A 6,188-nucleotide genomic window follows, 5' to 3' on the forward strand; every position below is an offset into this window, starting at 1 on the left:
GGAGCCAGTGGAACGCGCGCTCGGCCACCGTGGCCACGAGCTCGGCGCCGAGGCCGCCGGTGCGGGAGGCCTCGTGCGCCACGACGAGCCGGCCGGTGCGCCGCACCGAGGACTCGACGAGGCCGGTGTCCAGCGGGGACAGGCTGCGCAGGTCGACCACCTCGACCTCGACGCCCTCCTCGGCCGCCACCTCGGCGGCCTGCAGGGCGGTCTTCACGAGCGGGCCGTAGGCCACGAGCGTGGCGTCACGGCCCTCGCGCAGGATGCGGGCCGGGCTCATCGGCGGGATCGCGACGTCCAGGTCCACGTCGCCCTTGTCGTGGTAGCGACGCTTGGGCTCGAGGTAGACCACCGGGTCCTCCGAGGCGATCGCGGCGCGGATGAGGTCGTACCCCTCCTGTGGGGAGGACGGGGAGACCACGCGCAGGCCCGCGGTGTGCAGGAAGTAGGCCTCGGGCGACTCGGAGTGGTGCTCCGGGGAGCCGATGCCGCCGCCGAAGGGGATGCGGATGGTGACCGGCATCGGCACGGCGCCGCGGGTGCGGGCACGCAGCTTGGCCAGGTTCGCCACGATCTGGTCGAACGCCGGGTACACGAAGCCGTCGAACTGGATCTCGACGACGGGCCGGTAGCCGCGCATCGCCAGGCCGATGGCCGTGCCCACGATGCCGGACTCGGCCAGCGGGGTGTCGAGCACCCGGTCCTCGCCGAACTCGGCCTGCAGGCCGTCGGTGATGCGGAACACGCCGCCGAGGGCGCCGATGTCCTCGCCCATGAGCAGGACCTTGGGGTCGTCGGCCAGGGCACGGTGCAGGCCGCGGTTGATCGCACGGCCGAAGGTCATGCGCTCGCTCACGCGCCCGCCTCCTCGTCGTCGAACTGCTGCAGGTAGAGGGCGTGCTCGCGGCGCTGCCGCTCGAGCTCCTGGTGGGGCTCAGCGTAGATCTCGTCGAAGAGCCTGTCCGCGCCGTCCTCCTCGAGCGCCTCGAGGGCGCGGCGGACCTCGGCCGCCAGCTCGTCGGCCTCGGCCTGGGCCTGTGCGAGCACGGCGTCCACGTCCACATCGAGGGTGCGCAGGTGCGCCTCCACGCGGGTCAACGGGTCACGGGCCTTCCAGGCCTCGAGCTCGGCGTCGTCCCGGTAGCGGGTGGGGTCGTCCGCGGTGGTGTGCGGGCCCATGCGGTAGGTGACGGCCTCGATGAAGGTGGGACCGCCCCCGTCGGCCGCGCGCTCGACGGCGGCGCGGGTCGCGGCGAGCACGGCCAGGACGTCGTTGCCGTCCACGCGCATCGACGGGATGCCGAAGCCCCACGGGCGGTCCGCGATGCTGCGGCGGGTCTGCAGGCGCACGGGCTCGGAGATGGCCCAGTGGTTGTTCTGGCAGAAGAACACCACGGGCGACTGGTACGAGGCGCTGAAGACCATGGCCTCGTTGACGTCTCCCTGGCTCGTGGCGCCGTCGCCGAAGTAGACGATCGTGGCGACGTCCGCCTGGTCCCGCTGGACGCCCATCGCATAGCCGACGGCGTGCAGGGCCTGCGCGCCGATGATGATCTGCTGGGTGGCCACCCGCGTCTCGTTCGGGTCCCAGCTCGAGAACGTGGAGCCGCGCCACACCCGCAGCAGGTCCAGCGCGGGGACGCCGCGCAGCAGGGCCACGCCGTTCTCGCGGTAGGACGGGAAGACGAAGTCGTCCGGGCGCAGCGCGACGGCGGAGCCCACCTGGGCGGCCTCCTGGCCCAGCAGCGGCGGCCACAGGGCCAGCTCGCCCTGACGCTGCAGGTGCGTGGCCTCGACGTCGAGGCGACGGACCACGGCCATCTGGCGGTACAGCGCGGCGAGGGCGTCGGCGTCGACGTCCTCGATCCACGGGTCGAGCTCCGGCTGCGGACGGCGGCGGCCCTCCGCGTCGAGCACCTGGAGCATCACGGCCTCGGCCGGGCCCGCCGGGGGCGGAGAGCCGGCGGACTGTCCGCCGGTGGGACGGGTGTGGTCCACGAGGGTCACTGCACTGCCTTCCGATCGACGCCCACGGTGCGGGGCGAGGGAGTTGTACGCATGCGCGAGCAGGGGTGGAGCGCGCGGCGTCTCGGTGGTGTGATTGTAATCACTCCAGTGTGATCTGCGCCACTCTCCCGGGCCGCCGCGCGAGGGCAGGGTGTCAGGCGCGGCGCAGCAGCACGTCGACGGCGGCGTCGAGGTAGGCGTCGACCTGGCCCTCCTCGTAGCCGGCGGCACCCTCCGCCTCGCCGAACGACGCGCGGCGCACGTCGTCCGCGGTCAGCCCGCCCTCGGCGTCGGGATCCGTCGAGCCCTCCGCGCCGGCCAGGGTGACGCGCAGGCGGTCCACGAGCGCGTCCACCTGGTCCACGTCGTAGCTCACAGCGTCCGCGCGGGAGGGGCGGCGGAAGCGCTCCGCCGGGGCCCGATCGGCGCGGGCCACGAGTTCGGCCACGCGCTCCTCGAGGTCCGCGGCCCAGTCCTCGTCCCCGCGCTCGGCGACGAAGGCCTGACGCTCGGCGGCGGCCAGCTCCTCCTCCAGACGGTCCAGCTCGTCGTCCACCTCGTCGGTGGCGTAGCCGCCGTTGACGGTCGCGAAGCGGGCCTGGCGCACCTCCTCCGCCGTCAGCGGGGCACCGCCGTCGCGCGCCTCACGGGCACGCGCCATGAAGGCGTCCACGTGGGTGGTCTCGTAGCCGATCTCGTCCTGCTCGACGAGCTCGAAGACCGGCTCGGTGTCCGGGGTGGTGCGGGGGGTCATGGGCGTCTCCTGCGGTGCGGGTCCCGGCCGTGCCGGGTCGAGGGGTGGATCAGGTCAGGGGCAGCGCCAGCACGGTGTAGGCCACCGGCGCGGCGAACACGAGGGAGTCCAGGCGGTCCATCACGCCGCCGTGGCCGGGCAGGGCGGAGGACATGTCCTTGATGCCGAGCTCACGCTTGACCATGGACTCGGAGAAGTCCCCCGCGGTGGCGGCGGCGACGGTGGTCACGCCGAGGACGGCGCCGATCCACCACGGCTGGCCGACCAGCAGGGGGACGGCGACGACGCCCACCAGCACCGAGCCCGCCAGGGAGCCGGCCAGGCCCTCCCAGGACTTCTTGGGGCTGATGCGCGGGGCGATCGGGGTGCGGCCGAGGCGGTAGCCCACGATGTAGCCGAACGTGTCGTTGGAGACCACCATCAGCAGCAGGATCGCCACCATGCGGTGCCCCAGCGGCTCGTCCAGGAGCGCAGCGGCGAAGGAGAGCAGGAACGGCGCCCACAGCACGATGAACACGCCCGCGAGCATGAACTGGCCCGCCGGGCGCCGGCGCGTCAGCGCCGTCCACACGGCCACCAGCGCCAGGCATGCCACCAGGGCGATGAACAGCGCGGGCACCCCCCACCGCCACGCGGTGAGCGGCAGGGCCGCCGCGGCCACCCAGAGCGGGGGCCGCGGCACGTCCAGGCCGATGCCGCGTACCGCCGTCGCGATCTCGGACACCGCGCCGACCAGCAGGGCGACCACGAGCACGACCAGCAGCCAGTCGAGCCAGAAGAGGCCGACCAGGGCCGTCGCCAGCAGCCCCACCCCCACGAGGACGGCGGACTTGAGGTCGCGGCCGCCGCGCGGGGGTGCGGGCGAGGTGGGCACGGCGGAGGTCATGGGACGAGCGCGGACGGCGGGAGGCTCAGACCTCCAGCAGCTCCTGCTCCTTGTTCTTGGCCATCTCGTCGATGAGCTCGACGTGGCGCTTGGTGAGCGCGTCCAGCTCCTTCTCGCCGCGGGCGCCCTCGTCCTCGCCGACCTCGCCGTCCTTGACGGCCTTGTCCATGGCCTCCTTGGCCTTGCGGCGGGCATTGCGCACGGAGATCTTGTGCTCCTCCGCCTTGGACTTGACCAGCTTCACGTACTCCTTGCGGCGCTCCTCGGTCAGCTCCGGCATCACGATGCGGATGACCTTGCCGTCGTTGGACGGGTTCGCGCCGACCTCGGACTCGGACAGCGCCTTCTCGATGTTGCGCAGGGCCGACTGGTCGAACGGGGTGATGAGCAGCGTGCGGGCGTCCGTGGTGGTGAAGGACGCCAGCTGCTGCAGCGGGGTGAACGAGCCGTAGTAGTCGACCATCACCTTGGAGTAGAGGCCCGGGTTGGCGCGGCCCGTGCGCACGGAGGCGAAGTCCTCACGCGTGGCCTCGATGGTGCGGTCCATCTGCTCTTCGGCGGACTGCAGGGTCTCCTGGATCACGGTGTCTCCTCGGTGTGGTGGAACAGGTCTGCCGCCATCCTACGCGGCGCGCCTCAGACGGTGACGGTGGTGCCGATCGGCTCGCCGAGCAGGGCGCGGGTCACGTTGCCTGGGCCCTCCATGCCGAACACGCGCATGTCCAGGTCGTTGTCCTTGCACATGGTCATGGCGGTCAGGTCCATCACGCGGATGTTCCGCAGCAGCGCCTCGTCGTAGGTCAGGTGCGTGAGACGCTCGGCGGTGGGGTCCTTCTTGGGGTCCGCGGTGTAGACGCCGTCCACGCCGGACTTGGCCATCAGGACCTCGTCCGCCCCGACCTCGAGGGCACGCTGGGCCGCCACGGTGTCCGTGGAGAAGTAGGGCAGGCCGGTGCCTGCGCCGAAGATCACGACGCGGCCCTTCTGCATGTGGCGGATGGCGCGCAGCGGGATGTAGGACTCCGCCACCTGCTCCATGTGGATGGCGGACTGCACGCGCGTGGTGACCCCGGCCTGGATGAGGAAGTCCTGCAGGGCCAGGCAGTTCATCACGGTGCCGAGCATGCCCATGTAGTCGGCCCGACGGCGGTCCATCCCGTTCTCGGACAGCTCGGCGCCACGGAAGAAGTTGCCGCCGCCGACGACGATCGCGATCTCCACCTGGTCCGCCGCGGCGGCGATCTGCTCGGCGATGCCGCGGACGGTCTCCGGGTCCACGCCGATCTTGCCGCCGCCGAACACCTCGCCCGAGAGCTTGAGGAGCACGCGACGGCGGCCGGTGTCGTCCGAGGTCTGCGGGGCGTGGGCGGTGGTCGGGTCCTCGGGGGCGCGGTTCGTCTCCATGGGAAGCATCTCCTGGTCGGTGGGGGGTCGGGCCGGGGACGGCCGTCCCGGGGGCGGACACGCGGACGGGGTGGCCGCCCGGTCGGGGCGGCCACCCCGTCATGCGATGGTCGTCGGCGCCATCCGGCGCCGGAGTGGACCTCGGGTCGCTCCCGATCCTACGCCCCCGCGGGGCGTGGACCGGGAGCGGCCGGTCCGGGTGCGGCGGTCAGTTGCCGACGCGGAAGCGGGCGAACCCGGTGACGTTGGTGCCGGCGTCGGAGGCGACCTTGCCGACGGTCTGCTTCGGGTCCTTCGCGAACGGCTGGTCCACGAGCACGATCTCCTTGAAGAAGCCGGTCAGGCGGCCCTCCACGATCTTCGGCAGGGCCTGCTCCGGCTTGCCCTCGGCACGGGCGGTCTCATCGGCGATGCGACGCTCGTTCTCGACGGTCTCGGCCGGCACGTCCTCACGGGTGAGGGACGTGGGCGAATAGGCCGCGGTGTGCACGGCGATGTCGTGCGCGGCGGTCTTGGCGTCGGCGGAGTCGGCGTCCACGGCGAGGAGCACGCCCACCTGGGCCGGCAGGTCCTTGGAGGTCTTGTGCAGGTAGGCGTCCACGAAGGCGCCCTCCACGCGGGCCAGGCGGCGCACGGCCACCTTCTCGCCCAGCAGGGCGCCCTCCTCGGTCACGTAGTCGCCCAGGGTGCGGCCCTCGTAGTCGGAGGCCAGCAGGCCGTCGACGTCGGTGGCGCCGGAGGCGACGGCGGCGCGCAGCACCACGTCGCCCAGGGCGATGAACTTGTCGGCCTTGGCCACGAAGTCGGTCTCGCAGTTGAGCTCGATCATGACGCCGACGCCGTTCTCGACGGTCGCGGCCACGAGGCCCTCGGCGGCGGAGCGGCCCTCGCGCTTGGTGGCGCCCTTGAGGCCCTTCACGCGGATGATCTCGATGGCCTTCTCGGCGTCGCCGTCGGCCTCGTCCAGAGCCTTCTTCACGTCCATCATGCCGGCGCCGGTGCGCTCGCGCAGGGCCTTGATGTCAGCAGCGGTGTAGTTCGCCATGCTCGTTCGGTCCTTCCCGTGGTGTGGGTTGTGCGGGATGTTCGGGGTCTGATCCGGTCCGTCGGCCCGGCCGGGTGGGGCCGGGCCGACGG

The 6,188-nt window shown here is 72.5% G+C and carries 7 protein-coding genes; all 7 read right to left on the bottom strand.

Annotated elements, in window-relative coordinates; all coding sequences use genetic code 11:
• Positions 1–844 (bottom strand): alpha-ketoacid dehydrogenase subunit beta (locus HMPREF3105_RS11045; RefSeq protein ID WP_246830381.1); only part of this gene is annotated, 844 nt, incomplete at its 3' end.
• An 8-nt stretch (positions 845–852) separates the two neighbouring features.
• A complete protein-coding gene (gene pdhA, locus HMPREF3105_RS11050; protein WP_041105099.1) occupies positions 853–2,007 on the bottom strand; it encodes a pyruvate dehydrogenase (acetyl-transferring) E1 component subunit alpha in 1,155 nt (384 codons plus the stop codon).
• 154 nt (positions 2,008–2,161) lie between these two features.
• Positions 2,162–2,761: a DivIVA domain-containing protein gene (locus HMPREF3105_RS11055; protein ID WP_041105097.1), complete on the bottom strand. Its 600-nt coding sequence runs from the start codon at positions 2,759–2,761 to the stop codon at positions 2,162–2,164.
• 49 nt (positions 2,762–2,810) lie between these two features.
• Positions 2,811–3,647: a phosphatidate cytidylyltransferase gene (locus tag HMPREF3105_RS11060; RefSeq protein ID WP_070709625.1), complete on the bottom strand. Its 837-nt coding sequence runs from the start codon at positions 3,645–3,647 to the stop codon at positions 2,811–2,813.
• A gap of 25 nt (positions 3,648–3,672) precedes the next feature.
• The gene (gene frr / locus HMPREF3105_RS11065; RefSeq protein WP_036314042.1) at positions 3,673–4,230 is read right to left on the bottom strand and encodes a ribosome recycling factor; all 558 of its coding nucleotides are present in this window, start codon (positions 4,228–4,230) and stop codon (positions 3,673–3,675) included.
• A 53-nt stretch (positions 4,231–4,283) separates the two neighbouring features.
• Entirely contained in the window at positions 4,284–5,051 is a 768-nt protein-coding gene (gene pyrH / locus HMPREF3105_RS11070; RefSeq protein WP_002857706.1) for a UMP kinase, read from the bottom strand.
• Positions 5,052–5,259: 208 nt separating this feature from the next.
• On the bottom strand, positions 5,260–6,096 hold the full coding sequence (gene tsf, locus HMPREF3105_RS11075; protein ID WP_070709627.1) for a translation elongation factor Ts: 837 nt from the start codon (positions 6,094–6,096) through the stop codon (positions 5,260–5,262).
• Positions 6,097–6,188: the final 92 nt, after the last annotated feature.

Source organism: Micrococcus sp. HMSC31B01, assembly GCF_001816085.1.
In the GTDB taxonomy this organism is placed as follows: Bacteria; Actinomycetota; Actinomycetes; order Actinomycetales; family Micrococcaceae; genus Micrococcus; species Micrococcus luteus.

Excerpts from the sequence above, each read along its gene's own strand:
- HMPREF3105_RS11055 (WP_041105097.1), bottom strand. The coding sequence starts at position 2,761 with ATGACCCCCCGCACCACCCCGGACACCGAGCCGGTCTTCGAGCTCGTC.
- HMPREF3105_RS11060 (WP_070709625.1), bottom strand. The coding sequence starts at position 3,647 with ATGACCTCCGCCGTGCCCACCTCGCCCGCACCCCCGCGCGGCGGCCGC.
- pyrH (WP_002857706.1), bottom strand. The coding sequence starts at position 5,051 with ATGGAGACGAACCGCGCCCCCGAGGACCCGACCACCGCCCACGCCCCG.
- tsf (WP_070709627.1), bottom strand. The coding sequence starts at position 6,096 with ATGGCGAACTACACCGCTGCTGACATCAAGGCCCTGCGCGAGCGCACC.